The 19,238-nt window shown below is 57.2% G+C and carries 21 protein-coding genes; 11 read left to right on the forward strand and 10 right to left on the reverse strand.

Features of this window, described 5'->3' with window-relative positions; translation table 11 throughout:
- Positions 1-138: 138 nt before the first annotated feature.
- Both ACONT6_RS07165 and ACONT6_RS07170 read right to left on the reverse strand, forming a co-directional pair.
- The gene (locus ACONT6_RS07165; RefSeq protein WP_428821048.1) at positions 139-1,305 is read right to left on the reverse strand and encodes an NAD(P)-dependent alcohol dehydrogenase; all 1,167 of its coding nucleotides are present in this window, start codon (positions 1,303-1,305) and stop codon (positions 139-141) included.
- 66 nt (positions 1,306-1,371) lie between these two features.
- A complete protein-coding gene (locus ACONT6_RS07170; protein WP_428821049.1) occupies positions 1,372-2,535 on the reverse strand; it encodes a (R)-mandelonitrile lyase in 1,164 nt (387 codons plus the stop codon).
- Positions 2,536-3,185: 650 nt separating this feature from the next.
- Between ACONT6_RS07170 and ACONT6_RS07175 the strand changes: the two genes are divergently transcribed.
- A complete protein-coding gene (locus ACONT6_RS07175; protein ID WP_428821050.1) occupies positions 3,186-4,127 on the forward strand; it encodes an AraC family transcriptional regulator N-terminal domain-containing protein in 942 nt (313 codons plus the stop codon).
- A gap of 73 nt (positions 4,128-4,200) precedes the next feature.
- Positions 4,201-4,617: a (R)-mandelonitrile lyase gene (locus ACONT6_RS07180; RefSeq protein ID WP_428821051.1), complete on the forward strand. Its 417-nt coding sequence runs from the start codon at positions 4,201-4,203 to the stop codon at positions 4,615-4,617.
- Here ACONT6_RS07180 and ACONT6_RS07185 read toward each other — a convergent pair.
- Positions 4,614-5,375, reverse strand: a complete 762-nt coding sequence (locus tag ACONT6_RS07185) for a pseudouridine synthase (RefSeq protein ID WP_428821052.1) — start codon at positions 5,373-5,375, stop codon at positions 4,614-4,616. The genes ACONT6_RS07180 and ACONT6_RS07185 overlap by 4 nt on opposite strands.
- Positions 5,376-5,409: 34 nt before the next feature.
- Positions 5,410-5,805: a YchJ family protein gene (locus ACONT6_RS07190; protein WP_428821053.1), complete on the reverse strand. Its 396-nt coding sequence runs from the start codon at positions 5,803-5,805 to the stop codon at positions 5,410-5,412.
- 245 nt (positions 5,806-6,050) lie between these two features.
- Between ACONT6_RS07190 and ACONT6_RS07195 the strand changes: the two genes are divergently transcribed.
- Positions 6,051-6,305, forward strand: a complete 255-nt coding sequence (locus ACONT6_RS07195) for a hypothetical protein (protein ID WP_428821054.1) — start codon at positions 6,051-6,053, stop codon at positions 6,303-6,305.
- A 48-nt stretch (positions 6,306-6,353) separates the two neighbouring features.
- Here the strand turns inward: ACONT6_RS07195 and ACONT6_RS07200 are convergent, their stop codons facing one another.
- Positions 6,354-7,979, reverse strand: a complete 1,626-nt coding sequence (locus ACONT6_RS07200) for a hybrid sensor histidine kinase/response regulator (RefSeq protein ID WP_428821055.1) — start codon at positions 7,977-7,979, stop codon at positions 6,354-6,356.
- Between the two features lie 223 nt (positions 7,980-8,202).
- Between ACONT6_RS07200 and ACONT6_RS07205 the strand changes: the two genes are divergently transcribed.
- Genes ACONT6_RS07205 through ACONT6_RS07215 form a run of 3 tightly spaced genes read left to right on the forward strand, consistent with a single transcriptional unit; the run spans position 8,203 to position 11,384 of the window.
- On the forward strand, positions 8,203-9,645 hold the full coding sequence (locus tag ACONT6_RS07205; protein WP_428821056.1) for an amidohydrolase: 1,443 nt from the start codon (positions 8,203-8,205) through the stop codon (positions 9,643-9,645).
- Positions 9,645-10,940, forward strand: coding sequence for an amidohydrolase family protein (locus tag ACONT6_RS07210; protein WP_428821057.1), 1,296 nt, complete (start codon positions 9,645-9,647; stop codon positions 10,938-10,940). The genes ACONT6_RS07205 and ACONT6_RS07210 overlap by 1 nt, the downstream gene beginning before the upstream one ends.
- Positions 10,941-10,991: 51 nt before the next feature.
- Complete coding sequence (locus ACONT6_RS07215; RefSeq protein ID WP_428821058.1) at positions 10,992-11,384, forward strand: MAPEG family protein; 393 nt, start codon at positions 10,992-10,994, stop codon at positions 11,382-11,384.
- Between the two features lie 155 nt (positions 11,385-11,539).
- Here the strand turns inward: ACONT6_RS07215 and ACONT6_RS07220 are convergent, their stop codons facing one another.
- The 3 genes from ACONT6_RS07220 to ACONT6_RS07230 form a co-directional block, all read right to left on the reverse strand.
- The gene (locus tag ACONT6_RS07220) at positions 11,540-11,842 is read right to left on the reverse strand and encodes a YebG family protein (protein ID WP_181253352.1); all 303 of its coding nucleotides are present in this window, start codon (positions 11,840-11,842) and stop codon (positions 11,540-11,542) included.
- Positions 11,843-11,956: 114 nt separating this feature from the next.
- Entirely contained in the window at positions 11,957-12,583 is a 627-nt protein-coding gene (locus ACONT6_RS07225) for a LysE family translocator (RefSeq protein WP_428821059.1), read from the reverse strand.
- A complete protein-coding gene (locus tag ACONT6_RS07230) occupies positions 12,583-13,224 on the reverse strand; it encodes a DUF924 family protein (RefSeq protein WP_428821060.1) in 642 nt (213 codons plus the stop codon). Before ACONT6_RS07230 ends, ACONT6_RS07225 begins: the two co-directional genes overlap by 1 nt.
- A 330-nt stretch (positions 13,225-13,554) precedes the next feature.
- Between ACONT6_RS07230 and ACONT6_RS07235 the strand changes: the two genes are divergently transcribed.
- The 3 genes from ACONT6_RS07235 to ACONT6_RS07245 are packed head-to-tail and all read left to right on the forward strand — an operon-like array spanning position 13,555 to position 15,385.
- Positions 13,555-14,409, forward strand: a complete 855-nt coding sequence (locus ACONT6_RS07235) for a DUF6249 domain-containing protein (protein ID WP_428821061.1) — start codon at positions 13,555-13,557, stop codon at positions 14,407-14,409.
- A 12-nt stretch (positions 14,410-14,421) separates the two neighbouring features.
- A complete protein-coding gene (locus tag ACONT6_RS07240; RefSeq protein WP_078085785.1) occupies positions 14,422-14,976 on the forward strand; it encodes a sigma-70 family RNA polymerase sigma factor in 555 nt (184 codons plus the stop codon).
- A 40-nt stretch (positions 14,977-15,016) separates the two neighbouring features.
- The gene (locus ACONT6_RS07245) at positions 15,017-15,385 is read left to right on the forward strand and encodes a hypothetical protein (protein ID WP_428821062.1); all 369 of its coding nucleotides are present in this window, start codon (positions 15,017-15,019) and stop codon (positions 15,383-15,385) included.
- An 80-nt stretch (positions 15,386-15,465) separates the two neighbouring features.
- On the opposite strand, the gene ACONT6_RS07250 is transcribed toward ACONT6_RS07245, so the two are convergent.
- Positions 15,466-15,879 carry an LEA type 2 family protein gene (locus ACONT6_RS07250; RefSeq protein WP_428821063.1) on the reverse strand — a complete coding sequence of 138 codons (414 nt, stop codon included), beginning with the start codon at positions 15,877-15,879 and terminating at the stop codon, positions 15,466-15,468.
- Positions 15,880-16,373: 494 nt separating this feature from the next.
- Between ACONT6_RS07250 and ACONT6_RS07255 the strand changes: the two genes are divergently transcribed.
- A complete protein-coding gene (locus ACONT6_RS07255; RefSeq protein ID WP_428821064.1) occupies positions 16,374-17,291 on the forward strand; it encodes a 2OG-Fe(II) oxygenase in 918 nt (305 codons plus the stop codon).
- 94 nt (positions 17,292-17,385) lie between these two features.
- The gene (locus tag ACONT6_RS07260) at positions 17,386-18,411 is read left to right on the forward strand and encodes a mechanosensitive ion channel family protein (protein WP_428821065.1); all 1,026 of its coding nucleotides are present in this window, start codon (positions 17,386-17,388) and stop codon (positions 18,409-18,411) included.
- A 9-nt stretch (positions 18,412-18,420) separates the two neighbouring features.
- Here the strand turns inward: ACONT6_RS07260 and maiA are convergent, their stop codons facing one another.
- Positions 18,421-19,056, reverse strand: coding sequence for a maleylacetoacetate isomerase (maiA, locus tag ACONT6_RS07265; protein ID WP_428821066.1), 636 nt, complete (start codon positions 19,054-19,056; stop codon positions 18,421-18,423).
- Between the last annotated feature and the right edge of the window lie 182 nt (positions 19,057-19,238).

The following is a 19,238-nucleotide window of genomic DNA, read 5'->3' on the forward strand; positions in this document are numbered from 1 at the left end:
CGCCAAAATTCGCACTCTGGCGATCATTTGTGCTGTATGGATACTAATTGGCTGGAAGTGGGACGGATGGTGGTGGTTTACCTGGACGAATAAGGGGGGCGCAGGGGCCGGGTGGGCTCCCTGCACGTTAAATCAGCCTCAGAAAGTGGCTGCATCAATCACGTAGCGGAAACGCGCTTTCTTGTTTACCACATTCTCCCAGGATTCATTGATCTGATCGGCTTTGATCATTTCAATTTTGGGCAGTACTTTGTTGTCTGCGCAGTAATTGACTACATCCTGAGTATCTTTCATACCGCCAATCAAGGAGGCATTAAAGTTAACTCTGGAAGCCGCCAGTGCGAGGTTGTTGAGGTTGATCTCGAATTTGTCCGGCATGCCCACGTAGGTGAAATCCCCATAGGGTTTAACCACGGAACTGTAAGCTGCGACATCGAACTGGTAGGGGATGGTGGAGATCATGTAGTCCAGCTTGCCTTTATAGGGGGCCAGTTTTTTGAGGTCGTCAACCACGATGACTTCTTTTGCACCGAAGGATTTGATGTCTTCGACTTTATCCGCGGAGGTGGTAAAGGCGTAAACGTCCGCGCCCTTGGACACCGCAAGCTTGACCGCCATATGACCCAGGCCGCCAATACCGGCAATACCGACTTTATCGCCTTTCTTTAGATCGGCCTTGAGAATGGGCGTGTAGGTGGTGATGCCGGCGCACAGCAGCGGAGCGGCTTCCTCGAAGCTGATATTCTCCGGAATATGCACGGCAAAATGGTCATTCACCACGATGTTGGTGGCGTAGCCGCCCTGGGTAATACCGGTTGGGGAGCGCTTGTCCGGATAGCCGTAGGTGAAGAGGGTGTCACTGTGGTACTGCTCTTCATTCTCCTTCATGTCTTTGCAATCCATGCAGCTGTCTACCATACAGCCAACGCCAGCTCGGTCGCCGACTTTGAACTTGGTGACATTCTTGCCTACGGCGGCAACCACACCAACAATCTCGTGGCCCGGCACCTGCGGGTATTGCTGCTTGCCCCAGTGCCCCTTCATCTGGTGAATGTCTGAGTGACAGATGCTGGCGTACTTGATGTCGATCAGTACATCGTTGTCACCGACCGGGCGACGCTCGAATTCCCAGGGAACCAGCTTGCCGGAGGTGTCAATCGCCGCATAACCCTTTGCCTTGATGTTGTTGTTTTGCGGGTTGTCCGCAGCGAACAGGCGCGAGGGGTTGGCCAGTAGCGCGCCGCCACCGACGAGTGCGCTCCGGTACATGAATTGACGTCGATTGAGATCTTTCTTTTCAGTCATAAACAATTTCCTCTCTAATAAGTATGCTCAGTCGAGGTTTAAGTGATTCGAAAAGCCATGTGGGGCTTAGTCGTCGCCGGCTAAAACCGCCTGAATAGCTTGCTGGGTTCTTGCGCCTTCCTCGGTGCCGACGTTGTCGCTCAGCACACTCGCTAGCGCGGTAAGCTGCTGCTTTGTCAGGCCGACATTGCTGGCAATGCCAATGTGAGATTTCAGCTGGGAGTCGACACCATCCATGCTTGCAAGGGCAGATACAGTGGCAATTTCCCGCCCTTTGTAGTCAAGAATCCCGCGGCCGAAGAGGTCGCCAAACAGATGGCTTTGCAGAAATATATTGATCGCAGGTGCGAAGTCGAACAGTGGCCCGGTCACCGGCTTTCCAACCAGTTCGGTCTGGACTTCCTCGCCATATTCCTGGCTGGTCTTGTTTGCCGGCAGGGCGGCCGCTTCTTCGCCTGTCTCGTCCTTGATACCTGCTGCCTTGCGGGCTTCGACGGTGTTCATCAAAGTGGCGAGGCCATTTAGCGCGCGGGGGAAGCCGGCGTAGGCGTAAAGGTGGATCATGATTTCTTTGAGTTCATTGACGCTCAGCCCTGCGTCCAGCGCTGCAATGATGGCGGCATCGAGGCGCTGCAGATCACCGTTCGCGGTAAACGCCGCAACTGGCACCATATGCTGTTGTTTTGACGTCAATGCATCTGCGCTTTTGTCGCTTTTCATGTTCACCTTTCCTTGATCGTTTCCCAGATATTCTGAATCCGTGACCTTTTTCTTCCAGACGACGTTCTCACCATCCTTGCTGCCGGTGACGACCAGATGTGTCATGGAGCTGCCGAGCGTTGCACCGTGCCAGTGGTCAATGTTGGGCGGGCACCAGAGGGAATCACCTTCCGTGATCTCGATGATTTTCCCGTCGCGGGTTCCGGTGAAGCCGGTACCTGAGGTCACCACCATATGCTGACCAGCGGGGTGGCTGTGCCAGGCGGTTCTGGCGCCGGGCTGGAAGGTGACGTAAGCCCCTGAATAGTGAGCGGTGTCATTGCCGGGAAACAGCATGTCCACTTTTACGTCGCCGGTGAAATAGGTGTCCGGTCCTTTAAAGGATTTTTGCTTACCAGCGGCGTACAGGGTCTGGGAGGTGGCCGATGGTTCGGCGGCGATAGCGAAGTTGGCCAGGTACCCGATCGCTGCAAACAGTACGGACCTGAAAAGCCATCCTTTCTTTTGCATGCGTCAATCTCCCTGTGCGTTGCGTTTATCGTCGAGTTGACCTGTGCTCTTTCGTGCTGAACACGAAGGCCCCGGGGCTCTATCAAGACTGACAACTACTATAGATAGTCCCGTCACGTGAGTTGTAGAACATTACTGCTAACCTCTTGCCTATTCCTTTAGTTTTCATGCAGAGGCGTGAAGCGCGAGACGGTTCAACCTGGTTGAGTCATAGGCCTTCTGGAACAGATCATCCCAAAAGAGAAATAGGCGAGGGGGTGGCCGGAATGTTCCAGAGCGATAGTAGGCCCAGGGTGGGAGGGCGTGTGATCAGTTGTCGGGGACCATTGATACGTCGATGGTGGTAGGGATGAAAGCTCGGCCTATCCTGTAGGCCTCGGGCATTCTCATAACCTTAATGTGGTACTACGCACACAGGCGAATAGCCGGTTAGCTTCCCGCCATTCTCTCTAGGTCCCACGATTCGGCGATGCCCCTCCCTGAAGGGGCGTTGCTACTGAGCTCTGCTGGTTGCGTATTTTCATGAGTGAAATGGTGGATCAGTAGAACATTGATCTGGTTTTCTTGCCTGATCCTATGGGTTGTTCGTGAAATGGTGGTCGTGGCCGGGGTGGCAGAGTAAAGTTGCTATTAACAGGAGGGATGTGTAAATGGCGAACCAAAACCCCACGAAAAAAGAGTCTGGCAAAGAGGTTGGTGCCCTCCATAAGTCCCTGGCGGGTGTGATTTCCCGCTGGGTAACCACGGAGGCAGACTTTTCCACGCCTATTCCAAATCTCAACTTTTTCCGGCGAGAGGCACCTTCGCAGCCTGACTTCTGTCTGATTGAGCCAAGCGTGGTGCTGGTGGTCCAGGGCGAAAAGAAGATCGCGATTGGCGGTGAGGAGTACCCCTACGATACGTCTCACTTCCTGGTGACATCTCTGGATCTTCCGGCTACGTCTCAGGTGATTTCTGCCAGCGCCGATAAGCCCTGTCTCGGGTTTGCGCTGAAACTCGATTTGCGCATGCTGGCCGAGCTGGTTGCGCAGGGGAACGTGCCTCCGCCGAGGGAGCGATTGGGAGCCAGTAGCATTGGGTTGGGCGCGGTGTCCGTAGATATTCTTGAGCCATTTAATCGCCTGTTGAAACTAATGGATGAACCTGAATCGATCAGCGTACTTGCACCGCTCATCGAGCGAGAGATTCATTTTCGTCTGCTGATGAGTGATCAGGCGGCGTTGGTGCGGCAGATTGCGTCCGTGGACAGCCATGGCTACCGGGTGGCAAAAGCCATCGACTGGTTAAAACTGAACTTTGCATCCGCGCTGAGAGTGGAAGAATTGGCTGCCCGGGTGCAGATGAGCGCACCGACGTTTCATCACCACTTCCGTCAGCTTACTTCCATGAGCCCGCTGCAATACCAGAAATGGCTGCGACTGAATGAGGCAAAGAGCTTAATGCTGAATGAGCATCTCGATGCAGCCAGTGCCGCATTCCAGGTCGGCTACGAGAGCCCTTCGCAGTTCAGCCGTGAATACAGTCGCCTGTTCGGCGCACCGCCGAAGCGCGATATCGAAAGGTTGCGCAATCAGGTCAACAATGTTGCCTGAGTCTTTTTAAATCGGCTCCGCTGAGCGATCCGGGGTCGGGAATGTCGGGAATGAAAGACGAGGAGAATTACCGATGGATATGCAAATTTACCGTGCGGGCTCCCAACCTTCAGTGTCTGGGCCCGAAGAGTTTTTTACCGGCCGAGTACGTATAGATCCCCTGTTCAACCCCGCAGATCCCGCGCGCACCTCGGCAGCTCTGGTGACCTTCGAACCCGGTGCCCGATCCGCTTGGCATACCCATCCGCTGGGGCAGCACTTGATCGTGACCGCTGGCGTTGGCTGGACCCAGTGTTGGGGTGGCCCGAAGAAGGAGATCCGCGCCGGGGATGTGGTGTATTGCAACTGTGGCAAGAAGCATTGGCACGGCGCCACAGACACCACCGCGATGAGCCATATAGCGATACAGGAATCGCAGGATGGCTCGGCGGTGGATTGGCTGGAGAAAGTCTCTGACGAACAGTACCAGTCGCCGGTGGAGCCGGACTAAGGGGTGTCAGCCGAAATTTCCGGCGTAAGCGTCCAGCCAAACTGCTGGATCAACTGCTGAAAACAGCCCTGGGGCTCGGCTTGCAACAGCATGGCCTCGCCGGTTACCGGGTGTTCCAGTTGCAGCCTGTGCGCATGCAGGAGTAGTCGGGCGCAGCCAAACTGATCGGCAAAGAAGCGGTTATGGGTGGACTTCCCGTATTTCGGACACCCGATCAGCGGGTGCGAAATATGCTTGAAGTGCCGTCGGATCTGGTGGCGACGCCCGGTCTTGAGTTGTACTTCCACCAGTGAGTAGCGACTCGTGGGATATCGATCCACGAGGTAGGGCAATTCGACGGTGCCGAGGCGGCGGAACAGCGTAATTGCATCCTGGCGGGGCAGCTCACTTTTGGGGCGTTTGCGCTGGTGTTTGAAGTCCGCAACCGGCGGCAGGGGATGATCGATCACCCCCTGTTCCGGGCAGTAGCCACGGCAGACCGCCAGGTACTGTTTGATCGAGCTGTCGCTGTCCAGCTGGGCCTGCAGGCCCGCCGCGGCCTCGCTGGTTTTACCGAATACGATAACGCCGGAGGTGGGCTTGTCGAGGCGGTGTACCGGGTACAGGTGAGCGCCGGCGAGATCCCGCAGGTATTGCAGCAGGATTCGGTTTTCGTGGGGATCTATCCCCGAGCGGTGCACCAGCCAGCCCTCCGGCTTGTAGGCGGCAAGCAGGTGTTCATCCTCAAACAGGATTGCGGGCTTGAGGTGGCTGGTCATAACGATGCGCGCCCGGTAAGGGCCAGTTGGCGATTCACGGCCAGGCGTCCAGCGGTGACACATACACCCAGCGCTTCTTGTTCAGTTTGAACAGGGAGATTTCATGCAGCGCACGCTCCTCACTTCCTGCACCTTCCTCGCTCTCATCACTGAACCACGCCTTGAATTCTACGATGGACTTTTTCAGCCCCTGTTTACTCTTGATGACTTCGAGTCTGGTCCAGCGCGTCTGCAGGTCTTGGCTGTCCAGCTCGGGACAGGTATCGGGGTGCCAGGTCTTGCGCAGGTAGGGGAGGTTGCCGGTCACGTAGGCACTGTAGCGGCTGCGCATCAGCGCCTCGGCAGTATTGGGGTAGGCTTTGCCGGAGAGGTAGATCTCGCAGCACTGGCTGAATGGCTTGCCGGAGCAGCAGTAACAGGAGGCTGACATGGTCGTTGAGGGGGTCCGTACTTCGTGGGCTTGGAATGGCTGGGCGTATGATAACAGCGGAAGGGGGGAACTGGCTGGTCAAACATTCTGGCCAAACTAGGCAATGAAACAGGCGCCGCAGCTGCTAGTCTCTAGGGAGTAGTGGGCACTTTTCAGGTGTTGAGATGAGTCGCTGTAATCGAACTTCCGGAGCCCTAGCCTTTGGTTCGCTGATTGTCGGGATACTGTCCGCTGTCGGGTACGCTATGGCACAGACGGAGAATCCTGGCCAGACGCAATTGGGGGGCGGGCAGAGCCCATACCTGAGCTTTTGTCAGGAGCGATTCTACGAGGAGGATGACGGGCTGATACGCTGCAACTGGGCGGTCAATTTCAATTACGCGTGTTTCGTTTCCTACCCATCCAACAAGGTCATCCAGCTCGGATCAAAAATTACCGAACCGGAAGTGGTGGGGGAGTGCGACAGCGGTGAAAAAGTCATCAAGATCATGCATTACTAGCGGCTGATTGTTTCGCCATCCCATGTCTACTATTCATCCATCGCAGATTCAGGACGGTTCCGCCTGTAGATGTCCTTCAGACAGCATGTCAGTGATTTTTCGCTGCAGCTGATCGTAGGTGAAGGGTTTCTTCAGGCAGTCAAGGATTCCGTCTTCCACGATTTCCTGCACCTTACTTTCCACACTGTACCCGGTGGCCAGCATGGCTTTGATATCCGGGTTGATCTGCTTCAATTCGGCAAACAACTGCTGTCCATCCATATGCGGCATGATCATGTCCAGTAGTACCAGATCAATATCCGCACAATTATGTCTATAGAATGCGATGGCTTCACTGGCGGTGGCGAAGGTGTCCACTTGGTGGCCGTGCATTTCAAACAGGGTTTTCGAGTAGCTGCGTACGATCGCTTCGTCGTCCACCACCATCATGCGAATGGGGCGTTCCGGTATCTCGTTGTCCTGTTTGTTTTTCAGATGTTTGCTGCAATCCCGGATGATGGGCAGGTAGAGATCAAAGCTACTGCCTTTGCCGATTTCGGATCGGCACTGGATGGCGCCCCGGTGCATGTGGGTGGTGCCGTAAACCGCAGCCAATCCCAGTCCGGCGCCGCGCCCGCTGGATTTGGTGGTGAAAAACGGCTCGAAAATTCTCTGGCGGACTTCTTCCGTCATACCCATTCCGTTGTCACTCACATGGATCTGCAGATACTGGCCCGGCTCCAGCTGGAAGTCGGAGATCGCCAGGGGCTCGTCCACGGTAATATTGCGGGTACTGAATTCCAGTACACCCCCTGAGGGCATGGCATCTTTCGCGTTGATTCCCAGATTCAGCAGGGCGCTTTTCAATTGCGCGGAATCCCCTTTGATATGGGGCAGCCCTGCCGACAGCTGTTGTCGGATGACGATTCTGCGATCAATGGTGCGTTTGAGCATGGCGCAGACGTCGCGCACGATATCGTGGGTATTGCAGTCGTTGAGCTGGTAGGAACCTTTGCGGGCAAAGGTGAGCAGTTGCTTGGTAAGTTCTGCGGCGTGGTGTGCGGTGGTAAGGATCTGGCTGGCGTACTGCGCAATCTTTTTATCGACGGTCATCTGGTGAATGACTTCGGCAAAGCCTGCGATACCGTGCACCATATTGTTGAAGTCGTGGGCGATACCCCCGGCGAGCTCACCGATGGCCTGCATTTTCTGGGCCTGGCGCAGTTCTTCTTCCAGCTGTCGCTGTTTGGTGATGTCGCTGCCGATACTGAGTACACCGATGGCTGAGCCTGTGTCATCGGTGAGGATTTTATTGGTCCAGGCTACCCAGGCACGAGCGCCGTCCTTGGTGATGTTTTCGTTGACGTTATAGCGGTGTTTTTCGGGATAGTTGCAGATGTGGTCCATGAGCGGGCGCAGGTCGCGGCCGGTACTTTCACTCTCGGGGACGATGGTCCCAACCACGTGTTTACCGATGATCTCTTCTTCACTGAACCCGAAAAAGTTCTGGGCATACTCGTTGAAGAAGGTGATGACACCGTTTTTATCCCAGCGCAGGATAATGGAGTTGGCGTGTTCCACCAGCTCCCGGTAGCGCTCTTCACTTTTGCGTAGCGCCTCATATACCTCTCGCGAATCTCCCTGTAAGCCGGGTTGTCCAGTGTGCACTGCAGGCTGAATTGCACCTGCATTCATTGGTTTTTCCATCCGTCCATCCTGGATTCAAGGAGAGAAGCTAAATTGCAACACGGTGATTTACCGTTGTCTAGGGCGGGTTCTCGTGCATTCTGTGACCTGCGGCGCAAACAGGATTTATTGGGCAGTACCAGTTGGCAGACTGGCGGATTCCTGAATTGCTGATAGCATGGGATCTGTTTATGAAAATTTCCTAATAACAGTAAAACAAGTAGGAGGGGCAATGCGGCCAGCTCTGGAATCGACAAAAGTGGTGCGACGTCTGTTGGCAACGGCCTGCAGTGCAGCTATGGCACTGACATTGACGGCTTGCGGGGGAGATGACGAAGCCAAGTCAAAAGGGGCTGATTTTTCCCGGCAGGATGCTTTCCCCTCTACTTATAAAGCAGACGAAGCCGGTCCGGTTCTGATCCGTGGTGCTACGCTGCTGACCGGCACCGGGGAGCAGTTGAACAATACCGATGTGCTGCTGAAGGACGGAAAAATCGCAGCGGTTGGTGAAGAGCTGAAAGTGCCCAAAAAAGGCATGGTGGTGGAAGGTGCCGGTAAGTGGGTAACCCCGGGCATTATCGATGTTCACTCCCACCTGGGCGACTATCCGGCGCCGGCCATTGAATCCTCCCAGGACGGCAACGAGATGACCGCACCGAACACCGCACAGGTGTGGGCCGAGCACTCGGTGTGGACCCAGGATCCCCAGTTCGCGCTGGCACTTGCGGGAGGCGTTACCACGCTGCAGATCCTGCCGGGTTCAGCCAACCTGTTTGGCGGCCGCGGGGTAACCCTCAAGAATGTGCCCGGGCGCAGTGTGCAGGATATGAAATTTCCCGGCGCGCCTTACGGTTTGAAAATGGCCTGCGGCGAGAACCCGAAACGCGTGTACGGTGGTAAGGGCACCTTGCCCTCCACGCGTATGGGAAATGTGGCGGGCTATCGACAGGCTTGGATCTCTGCCGCCGCCTACCGCGACAAGTGGGACAATTACCATGAGAACGGCGGTGAGGAGCCGGATCGGGACCTGCAGATGGAAACCCTGGCGGGGGTATTGAACGGCGATATCCTGGTACACAACCACTGCTATCGCGGTGAGGAAATGGCCATCATGATGGATATTGCCAAGGAATTCGATTTCCAGATTTCCACCTTCCACCACGCGGTTGAGGCCTACAAGGTCGCGGATCTGCTCGCCGAAAACAAGGTGTGTGCCGCGATGTGGGCAGACTGGTGGGGTTTCAAACACGAAGCCTTCGATATGACCGAAGCCAATATCGCCATCGTCGACCAGGCCAAGGCCTGCGCCATGATCCATTCGGATTCCGCCATCGGTATCCAGCATCTCAATGAAGAAACTGCCAAAGCCATGCTAGCGGGGCAGCGCGCCGGTTTCCATATTGAACCGCGTCATGCGGTGACCTGGATGACCCTGAACCCGGCGCGTGCGCTCGGCGTTGACGAAGTTACTGGCAGTCTGGAGAAAGGCAAGATGGCGGATGTGGTGGTCTGGTCCGGCAACCCATTCAGCGTGTACAGCAAAGCGGAAAAAGTGTTTATCGACGGTGTGCTGATGTACGACCGGGACAACCCCGAGCGACAGCCGCACAGTGATTTTGAACTGGGTATTCTCAACGCGGAAGGCGAACGCCTGCCGGAAGGAGGGCAGCGCTAATGGGTATTAAGCAGGTATTCAAAATTGGCGCCATCGCCTCGCTGGTTTCTGCGGTAGTCGCTGCACCACTGGCAACTGCACAGACACTGCTCATCAAGGACGCCAAGGTCATCACCCTGGGCGATCAGGGCACCGTGCAGATGGGGGACCTGTTGGTAAAAGACGGGCGTATCGAGCAGGTGGCCGAAGACCTCGGCAATCTGAATGCAGACCTGGTTATCGACGGCCGCGGCAAGGTGGTGACCCCGGGCATCATCGCGCCAAGCAGTGAACTGGGGCTTACCGAAATCGGCGCGGCGGCCTCCACCAACGACAGCGCGATCGAGGACGCGTCCATCGGTGCCGGGTTCAATCCATCGGTGGCTTTTAACCCGCACTCCACCCTGATTCCCTTCAATCGCGCCGGCGGTGTCACCCGCGCGGTTGTGGTGCCGAGCAGCCAGGAGAAGATATTTGCCGGGCAGGGGTTTGCCATCAAGCTCACCGGTGAATTCGACAGTGTTACCAATGATGCGCTGGTACAGAAAGTCTATTTCGGCGAGTACGGCGCGGAGCTGGCGGGCGGCAGTCGGGCCCGGGCCTACGAGCAGATTGAGGGCGCTCTGGCACAGGCGAAAGAATATGCCGATAACCGCGATGCCATCCGTCGAGGAGAGTGGCGGGAACTGGATTATTCCATTGATGATCTTGAATCCCTGCAGCCACTGTTGATAGGGGAGCAGTCCCTATTAATCACGGCGAACAGAGCCAGCGATATCCTGCAATTACTGGCGCTTGCAGAGCAGTACAAGCTGAAACTGATTGTGGAGGGTGCTGCCGAGGGCTGGATGGTGGCCGAGCAACTGTCTGCGGCGCGGGTACCGGTGATCGTGGATGCCATGGGGAATTCCCCGGATGCCTTTGAGAAACTGGGCGCGCGTATGGATAACGCAGCGCTGTTGCAAAAGGCGGGTGTGACGGTGGTGATCAGTGGGCCAGGTTACGCTGGGTCCCACAACAGCTATCTGTCACGACAGGGGGCGGGCAATGCGGTGGCGTATGGCCTGCCATTTGAAGAAGGGATACGTGCGATCACGGCCAACGCGGCTTCGGTATTCGGCCTCGAAGGCGGTGTGCTGGTGCCGGGCGGCGTCGCCGACCTGGTATTGTGGAGCGGAGATCCCCTCGAGGTCACCAGCTACGCAGAGCTGGTGGTGATTGATGGCAAGCCACAATCCCTGGTGAACCGCTCGACGCGTCTGCGCGACCGTTATCTGCATCCGCAGTCTGGTACCGGGCACGGTTACAAAAAATAACGATCAATCCGAAAAAACGTTAACAGGAGTTTCAAGCGAAATGGTGAGCATATGCTGAATATTGAGGTAACCGCACTTTACGCAGGACTTTGTGCGCTGCTGGTCATAGCCCTGGCGTTCAAGGTGGTCGCGTTCCGTCGCGGCAAGAAAGTGGGACTGGGTACCGGCGGCGACAAGCAGGGGGAGATTGCGGTGCGGATCCACGCCAACGCGGTCGAATATATCCCGCTGGCCCTGATCCTGATGTTGATTGCGGAAATCAACGGCCTGTCTCATCTGTGGCTGCACTGCCTGGGCGCTGCGCTGTTATTTGGCCGTCTGTTGCATGCAATCGGTCTGTCTGCGGGTAGCGGCGGCTATCACCCCGGTCGTTTTATCGGCACCTCGTTGACCTGGCTGGTCATTATCATCCTTGCGGTGATCGATATAAGTGCAGTGTTCTAAACCAGCTATTCCTACTGAACGCGCCAGGCAGAGGCTGCCTGGCACGGTATAAAAACGGTATAAAAAAAGCCCGGCAAGCCGGGCAGAGTACAGGGATGGAATTTCTGGGGAATATGCGCAACCGGTGGGGGCGCCGGCTGCGCGGGCTGCCAGAATTACTGGTTGGCAGCGAGTGGGGTGACGTTTTCACCACTGTTATCTGATTGCTCGCTGGTTTCTTCTGCGGCGAGCAGCTCCTCCGGCTTACCTTTACAAGCCTTGGCCAGCACTTCGCGGCGCTTGGCAAGCATCAGGCCGATTTCTTCGCTGGCTTCTTCAGAAACGCCTTCAATATTGCGCTCGATCAGCGCAGTAATATTGGCAGCCAGTTCCAGCATCTTGTCGTGTTCTTCGGCATCTTTTTTGTTGTCGAACATGGCTCCGTCTCTATCGCATTTCCAAACCGCTACTACCGCCATAATGGCCTCCTGTTGTCATATACAGTGATTCCGGGCTGAATCCGGACAATAACCGTAAATTGTTATTGAGTTGGATGAATGTACAGTATCTGTATGCCTGTCCAGTGTCAACCGTCAAATCTGCCACAGCAGACGACCGGCGAGGGCAATCAGCAGAATGCCGAACAGCTGCTGCAGGCGATGGCTCCAGCGCCCGGGGCGAATGCCCCTGCGGCGGCCAAAGTAGAGGGCTGCACTGACCAGCAGATACCAGAGTGTATCGATACCTGCGGCCACGCCGGCCATGGTGAACTTGGTGGCCGTGGCCTGCTCGGCGCCGACAAACTGGCTGAACAGGGCGGCGAAAAACAGCGCCACCTTGGGATTGAACAGGGCGATTCCGAAGCCCTGTGCCGCGGCCGCAGCAATGGATTGTCGTGGGGCGTCGGTCTCTGGAGTCGCCGCATCAGACGCCTTTGGCGCGGGCGCGCGTATGGACTTCCAGCCCAGATACACCAGAAACAGGGCGCCGCCCCATTGCAGGCCAGTGAACACTAGTGGGGAATTCGTCAGCACCAGGCTGAGTCCCAGGGCCGTCAGCAGCGCGTAACCGCCAATACCGGCACCGTGGGCGATGGCACAGGCGGCCCCGTGGGCAAAACCGGCACTGGCATTGCGCACCACAATCAGCAGGCTCGGCCCCGGGGACATGGCACCCAGGGCACAGACACCAGCGAGAGAAAGCCAGGCTAACCAGTCCATTAAAAGCCGCCCCCGTTGTCCAGCCATTCCTGCTCTTGCGGGGTATTCTCGCGGTCGAGCGCGGCGTTGCGGTGGGGGTAGCGTCCGAACTGCTCGATGACTTTCTGGTGGGCCACGGCGAAGCGATAGTAGTCCTCGGCCAGCCTGGCGGCCTGCGGGCCGGCATTGTCCTCGCTGTAATCCGTGCGCAACTGGTCGAAGTAGGCCACCGACTGGGCCTGTACCTCGGCCAGCTCCGAGTGCTCCAGTGGCATGCCGGCAAATGCGCGCTGGTGCAGCCCCAGCTTGCACTGGTGATTGTTGCGAATCATTGCCTGGGTGATCTCCAGCGCAATCGGGTCTCCGGCGAAGGCTTTGGGCGAACCTCGGTAGATATTGCGGGTGAACTGGTCGCAGAGAAGGACCAGGGCCAACTGGCCTTCGGCGGTGTCGCTCCAGCTTCCCAGCTCCCCGGCCAGTGCCGCGTCGATGGCTTTTTCGAAACGATTGCGGATCTCCCGATCAAATTCGTCATTGCGTTGGAACCAGCGGGCGCGCTGTTGCGCCGGGATTTCTCCGTCCAGCGCCTGGCTGCCGAACCAGAAAGAGAGGACTTCGGCCGGGTGGGTGATTGAGGTGACGGTGAGCGCGTCTGAAGTCATGAATACCCCGTTTTTGGTTATGTTGCGGCGATTGATCGGCCTCAGGCCCGGTCGTCAGGCCGGCAGAGCGGTCGTGATTCCGGGGCCGCTGAAATATTTGATCCGGCCTTGCATCTAAAGGGCGCATCTCCGGCGTCCATCAGGGGAAGGGTAAAGCCCGGCCAAGTCACAGTCAGTAAGGTAACCCGGAATGTGCCCCTGATACAGGGTGCTCAAAAAAGGTACACTCTGACGCGAGAAAGGTCCCGGGTCCCCGCACGGGGCCAGTTTACCTCGGGTCAGACTAGAAAGAGCGAGATAACACCAATGAGAGCGAAAGATTCAATTGTTGTGCGTAACCGACTGCCCGGCTGGGCGCTCGCGATCGCAGCGACCCTGGCGATGGGAGTCTCCGGAACTTTGCTGGCACAGGAAGACGCCGTAGCACCGCAGCCACCTGAGCCTCCGGCCCCTGTAGTCGCACCTGAGCCCCCTGCGAAAGACAAGGTAACCAAGCAGGTGCGGATCCTGCGCCAGGAAGATGGCCGTCTGCGGATTCATACGCGGGATGAACACGGCGAGAGCGCCAATGTGGAGATCGACCTCGGTGAGGAGTTTGGCGGTGCAGTTACCCGCCGAATCTACGAACAGCTCGTGGAGAAGGGTGTCCTCGACGACACGGGAGTGGTCGTAGATGAGGCGCTGGAGTCGGTGCCGCGCAATATCAGTATCGGGATCAATGCCGATATGGAGCGGGCCGAGCGCGCTAAGGAGCATGCCGAGCGTATGCACGAGCGCACCCACGAAATCCACGTGTCACAAGAGCGCGGTGGTCGTTCCAGGGGGCCGGATATGGACTGGCTGATCGGGATCGTCGCGATTCTCGCAGTCTTCGGTACCCCGATCCTGATCGTGTGGCTGGTGACGCGCAACAGCTATCGCAAGAAGCAGCTGGTGATGGAGAACATCAATCGCATGGTGTCCGAGGGACGCGATATCCCGCCGGAACTGCTGGATGCCCTGGATGGTCAGAACACCGTTACCACCAAGGACCGGGGGATCACCCTGATTGCCATCGGCGCCGCGATCTTTATCTGGCTGTCTGCCTCAGCGGGTGTTGGTGTCGGTAGTCTCGGGTTGATCCCCCTGTTTATCGGGATCGCCCGCTATATCAACTGGAAGCACGACCAACAGCAAGCGGGTTAAGGACAGCCATCCATGGACCTCAATGATGAGGATCTGATCAAGCGCGTCGTCGACGACGGGGACCAGCGGGCCTACGCCCAGCTGGTTCGTCGCTATCAGTCACAGCTGCGTTTCTCGCTCCGCCAGCTGTGCAATGGCGACCAGGGACTCGCCGACGACATGGCGCAAGAGGCTTTTATCAAGGCCTACAAGGCGCTGCCTGCGTTTCGTGGGGATGCGCGTTTCAGCACCTGGCTGTACCGCATCGCCTACAATCTGGTCATGAGCCACAAGCGTAAGAATGCACCAGATGTGGATCAGGAGGCGGTGGACCGTGCGCAAGCCCAGGAAAGTGTCGAAGAAGCACAGCAGTTGGGTATGGCCAGGGACCTGAATTCGGCAATGGGGGAATTGAGTGACGCCCAGAGACAGGCGGTGCATCTGTGTATGCAGCGCGGCTTTTCCCACGAGGAAGCGGCCACGATTATGAAGTTGCCGCTGGGCACGGTAAAATCCCACGTAAATCGCGCAAGGGCCAAATTGCAGACTCTGCTGCAGGCCTGGCGAGAGGAGGTAGCCAGTGGCTGATTCCCGAAATTTGAACAGTGATACTGCAGGTATTACAGGTATGGTAATTACAGACGGTGTTGTAAGGCCCGCTCCCGGTACATTTGGGGGTGATGAGCCGGACTTTGACACCTGGTTGTCCCAGCAATTGCAGTTCAATGAGCCGCACCTGGACAATGACGGCTTCTGTGAACGGGTGATGGCGGAGTTGCCGCCGGCGCCGGCCAAACGGGCCGAGCGCAGGGCGAACCGCTACCAGTACGGGGCAGTGGTTGCGGCCTCGGCGATTGTCTGCTGGCAATTTCCCCTGGAGGAAGTCCTCACCGTGATGGCTGCGCAGAGCATCAGTCTCTACAGCCTGGTGGGAATTGGTATTGTCAGCTCCATGGTCGCCATGACTGGGGGCATCCTGGCTGCGCGCCGCGGCTAGCGCCCGATAGCCCTGTCTTGTTTCTGCAGGCCGGTGATTCCACCGGCCTGCGCATTTCCTCTGATCTCACTTCCTGCGCATCAGCGCTGATATTGCCCCAGCTGAATGTTCCCCTGCTTACTGACCCGGATCGCCGGCAGGATAGACCGCTGCAGGCCCAGCTTCGCCTCCAGTTCGTAAGGCACCGTGTTCCCCTGTAGTCGAAGCAGCTCCGCGGCGGCCATAAATGACCCCATCAGGTTGGCCGAGGCGTCGACGCTGATCGCCTGCTGACCGTAGGCGGGAATCACCGGCAGGTTGCTGGAGGTGCCGGTGACCACCTTGTGGCCGGCCAGCTTCAGGGTGTAGTAGAGGCCGGACAGGGCGAGCTCGCTATTGTTGGGGTTGAATACACGCAAGTGGATACGAAAGCGCAGATCGCCACTGTGGTTGTTCGGTAGGGGTTCCAGTGCAGTTACCTGCACCTCCGGCTTCTCAAAGTCCGGCGAGAGCACGGCGCACCCCGGGAGCAATGTCAGGGGGAGCAGCAGGAGGAGGGCAACCCACAATCGTTTGCCTGTTGCCGGGGAATGCCCGGGCTGTTGGCGATTGTGAAGCCGTTTGCGGGACAGGGTGTGAAATGAGTGACGGAGCGAGTAAATCAAGCGGGTTCCCCTCAGGTAGCATGGCCAGTAGATCGGCAGTTCGGCAGTGAATTAGACGCCGGTACAATTTTTCTCGAGCAAAGGTTATTCTGAATCGACGCGATCCTCACGGAATTTTTGTTGCCCCAGTTCACATTAGGCGCGAACTTTTTCCGAGGATGGCGCCCACCGATAGACAGCTGTGGCAACAGTGGGTTCAACCCTGGAATCGGTCGGGCCTGGTCCTGTAAATTTTCGGAATGCCCCGGGGAAATGGGCGGACGGGATAGAACTATACTGAGGTCGAAAATTGACCTCTATCGTCAAGGTGAGGTATAGCCGGAAAGAAGACAAAGGAGCGTCTTGTGGAGTTTGCTGAGCTTCAATCGGACCTTCAGCAGTGGATGCGCGATGCGGTCAGGCAAGGCCAGAGCCAGTCCGCGATGATTGATGCGCTGCTGAAGGCGGGATATCAAACATCCATTGCGGGTGCAGTGGAGCAGTGTATTGCTGACTATCGGGCGGCGCAGCCCGCTAGTCGGCAACCTTCAGTGTCCGGCGGAGGGGTAGACACCGCAAGTGCCCCCGGCGCATCTGGCAAGTCGGATGACGGTGCGCGTTTTCGCCTGTTTGAGCCCACCAAGAACCTCTACGACCTTGGCGATCGCCAGATAGAAGTCCTGCTTTCGATCAAGCAACCCAATATCGTGATGTTCGGCAGTCTGTTATCGGATATCGAGTGCGACGCGCTGATCGAGATGTCGCGGGCAAAGCTCACCCCCTCCCGTGTAGTTAACGCCGATCGCGGCACCTATGACGTGGAAGCGGCGCGCACCAGTTCCGGAACCTATTACCGGCCTGGCGCCAATCCACTGATCGCGGGTATAGAATCCCGTATTGAACGGCTGCTGGGGATACCGGCAAGCCGCGGTGAATCGATGCAGATCCTGCACTATGAGCCGGGTGCCGAATACCGACCACATTTCGATTACTTCAATCCCGAGAGGGCGGGTACCCAGCGGGTGTTGTCCAAGGGCGGGCAGCGCGTTGGTACCATGATCATGTATCTGAATGATGTAGAGGCGGGGGGATCGACGGTGTTTCCGCGGGTGTCGCTGGATGTTCTGCCCAGAAAGGGTTGTGGGCTGTTTTTCTCTTACGCCAACGAGCACGGGGAGCTGGACCAGCGAACGCTACATGGAGGGAGTCCCGTTATTGCTGGTGAGAAGTGGATTGCCACCAAGTGGCTGAGGCTCGAGGACTATGTGTGTGACGAGGCGTGAATTACCCGCCCCGACCTGAATGCCCCCGGCTGGCAATTTGCTAGGCTGGTACAAGTTCGACTGAATCTGAGCGCGACTGTAACCGGCCATGTTTGTGACCCGCCTTTCTTTGACTGCTTCCGATCTGCTCTCCACTGGCGGGTCGATACAGTCCAATCCCACTCTGCCAGTAGACACCGATAAGGCGAAGGAGTTGGCGGAAACACTGGAACTCGCCAAGGCCGATCCATCATCGCTGTCAGGTGTAGTGGAAACCGTGATGACTTCCCTGGATAAAATCTGGGAGGGGTTTCTCGCGCATATTCCATTCTTTATTGCCAGTGTTTTGATGCTGGTGGTGACCTGGGGAATCGCTACCGTAGCGGGGAAATTTGCCCGCCGATTTGCAAGAAAGACTACCCCACGTCCGTCCCTGCAAGATCTGATGGTTCGTCTGACCAGGATCTTTATCTGGCTGATCGGGCTACTGTTTACCGCCATGGTGTTATTTCCCGGTTTGACCCCCGCCAAAGCGCTGGGAGGGTTGGGATTGCTATCGGTGGCGGTAGGGTTCGCATTCAAGGATATTTTCGAGAATTTCTTTGCCGGTATCCTGATCCTGTGGCGGTTCCCGTTCGAGGCGGGCGACGTTATCAAGTGTGAGAACGTTGAGGGCAGGGTAGAGGCAGTAGAAGTGCGCAATACCACGATTCGCCGCACCACTGGAGAGCTGGTGATCGTGCCCAACCTGTTCCTGTTCAAAAATCCCTGCGAAATCCTCACAGATCGCAACAAGCGTCGAATCTCCATTATTGCCGGTATTGCCTACGGTGAAGATGTTGCCAGCGCGGTGGAGGTCATCAAGGGGGCGCTAGACGAGTGTGAAACGGTACGGGACGATGAGCCGATCCAGGTGTTCCCGCAGGCATTTGGCGACAGCAGCATCGATATCGAAGTCACCTGGTGGGCTGGATCGACTCCGTTTGAGGAGCGTCGATCCCGGGGCGAAGTGGTTACCGCGGTGAAGCAGGCACTGGATGAAGCCGGTATAGAGATTCCCTTTCCCTATCGTACGCTTACCTTCAAAGAGCCTCTGCCGATTGCGGGTGATCCCACAGAGACTCCTTCGCAGGGGGAGTAGCGCTGGCGGTCAGACGGTGCTGTCCGGCTGATTCTCCGGGCGCGCCTGTTCAAATGCGGGTAGCTCCGCGCAGGCTTTCGCGATTGCCGCTATGCGGGGAAAGGCATCGAGTGACACGCCGAAACGTTCCGCGTTGTAGATTTGCGGAATCAGGCAGCATTCAAACAGTCCGGGCGTATCACCACCAGCGAAGGTGCCGCCCTGTCCATCCAGCTGGGTTTCCAGCGCTTGAAAGCCGCCGGTAATCCAGTGGCGAATCCACTCCACTTTCTGTTCATCACTGGCACCCAGTTCCGATTGGATATATTTGAGCACGCGCAGGTTCTGCACCGGCTGGATATCACAGGCGACGTTGTAGGCGAGAGCGCGTATACGGGCGCGGCCGAGAGCGTCGTGGGGCAGCAGTGCAGGCTCCGGGTGCTGTTCGTCCAGCCACTCAAGGATGGCGAGGGACTGGGTAAACACATGGCCGCTCTCGATCAATGCGGGAACCAACCCCTGGGGATTCAGGCTGCGGTAACGCGCCTCTACCTGTTCACCTTTCAGCAGGTTTACCGGGTGGTAGTCGTAGCTGAGGCCTTTCAGGTTCAGTGCGATGCGAACGCGATAGCTGGCGGATGAACGAAAGTAGCCGTGTAGTTCCATAAATGATTCCCTGTATGGAGTTGCTCCCGTCACGCCCGGTACGCCGAGCTAGGGGGAGTCGCGAGAAAGCGCGATAAACTGTTTGGGGGTGGGTGCTTTTACAGGAAGGCCCGGTAGAAAGGGCAATCGGCGCGCAAATAGTTTGCGCAGATGCCCTCAAAGGGTGACAAAAATGGCGTCAA

It is taken from the genome of Microbulbifer sp. MCCC 1A16149 (assembly GCF_050368945.1).
GTDB lineage: Bacteria > Pseudomonadota > Gammaproteobacteria > Pseudomonadales > Cellvibrionaceae > Microbulbifer.

Coding starts and splice junctions, on each gene's coding strand:
- ACONT6_RS07165 (WP_428821048.1), bottom strand. CDS start 1,305: ATGACTGAAAAGAAAGATCTCAATCGACGTCAATTCATGTACCGGAGC.
- ACONT6_RS07170 (WP_428821049.1), bottom strand. CDS start 2,535: ATGCAAAAGAAAGGATGGCTTTTCAGGTCCGTACTGTTTGCAGCGATC.
- ACONT6_RS07175 (WP_428821050.1), top strand. CDS start 3,186: ATGGCGAACCAAAACCCCACGAAAAAAGAGTCTGGCAAAGAGGTTGGT.
- ACONT6_RS07180 (WP_428821051.1), top strand. CDS start 4,201: ATGGATATGCAAATTTACCGTGCGGGCTCCCAACCTTCAGTGTCTGGG.
- ACONT6_RS07185 (WP_428821052.1), bottom strand. CDS start 5,375: ATGACCAGCCACCTCAAGCCCGCAATCCTGTTTGAGGATGAACACCTG.
- ACONT6_RS07190 (WP_428821053.1), bottom strand. CDS start 5,805: ATGTCAGCCTCCTGTTACTGCTGCTCCGGCAAGCCATTCAGCCAGTGC.
- ACONT6_RS07195 (WP_428821054.1), top strand. CDS start 6,051: ATGGCACAGACGGAGAATCCTGGCCAGACGCAATTGGGGGGCGGGCAG.
- ACONT6_RS07200 (WP_428821055.1), bottom strand. CDS start 7,979: ATGAATGCAGGTGCAATTCAGCCTGCAGTGCACACTGGACAACCCGGC.
- ACONT6_RS07205 (WP_428821056.1), top strand. CDS start 8,203: ATGCGGCCAGCTCTGGAATCGACAAAAGTGGTGCGACGTCTGTTGGCA.
- ACONT6_RS07210 (WP_428821057.1), top strand. CDS start 9,645: ATGGGTATTAAGCAGGTATTCAAAATTGGCGCCATCGCCTCGCTGGTT.
- ACONT6_RS07215 (WP_428821058.1), top strand. CDS start 10,992: ATGCTGAATATTGAGGTAACCGCACTTTACGCAGGACTTTGTGCGCTG.
- ACONT6_RS07220 (WP_181253352.1), bottom strand. CDS start 11,842: ATGGCGGTAGTAGCGGTTTGGAAATGCGATAGAGACGGAGCCATGTTC.
- ACONT6_RS07225 (WP_428821059.1), bottom strand. CDS start 12,583: ATGGACTGGTTAGCCTGGCTTTCTCTCGCTGGTGTCTGTGCCCTGGGT.
- ACONT6_RS07230 (WP_428821060.1), bottom strand. CDS start 13,224: ATGACTTCAGACGCGCTCACCGTCACCTCAATCACCCACCCGGCCGAA.
- ACONT6_RS07240 (WP_078085785.1), top strand. CDS start 14,422: ATGGACCTCAATGATGAGGATCTGATCAAGCGCGTCGTCGACGACGGG.
- ACONT6_RS07245 (WP_428821062.1), top strand. CDS start 15,017: ATGGTAATTACAGACGGTGTTGTAAGGCCCGCTCCCGGTACATTTGGG.
- maiA (WP_428821066.1), bottom strand. CDS start 19,056: ATGGAACTACACGGCTACTTTCGTTCATCCGCCAGCTATCGCGTTCGC.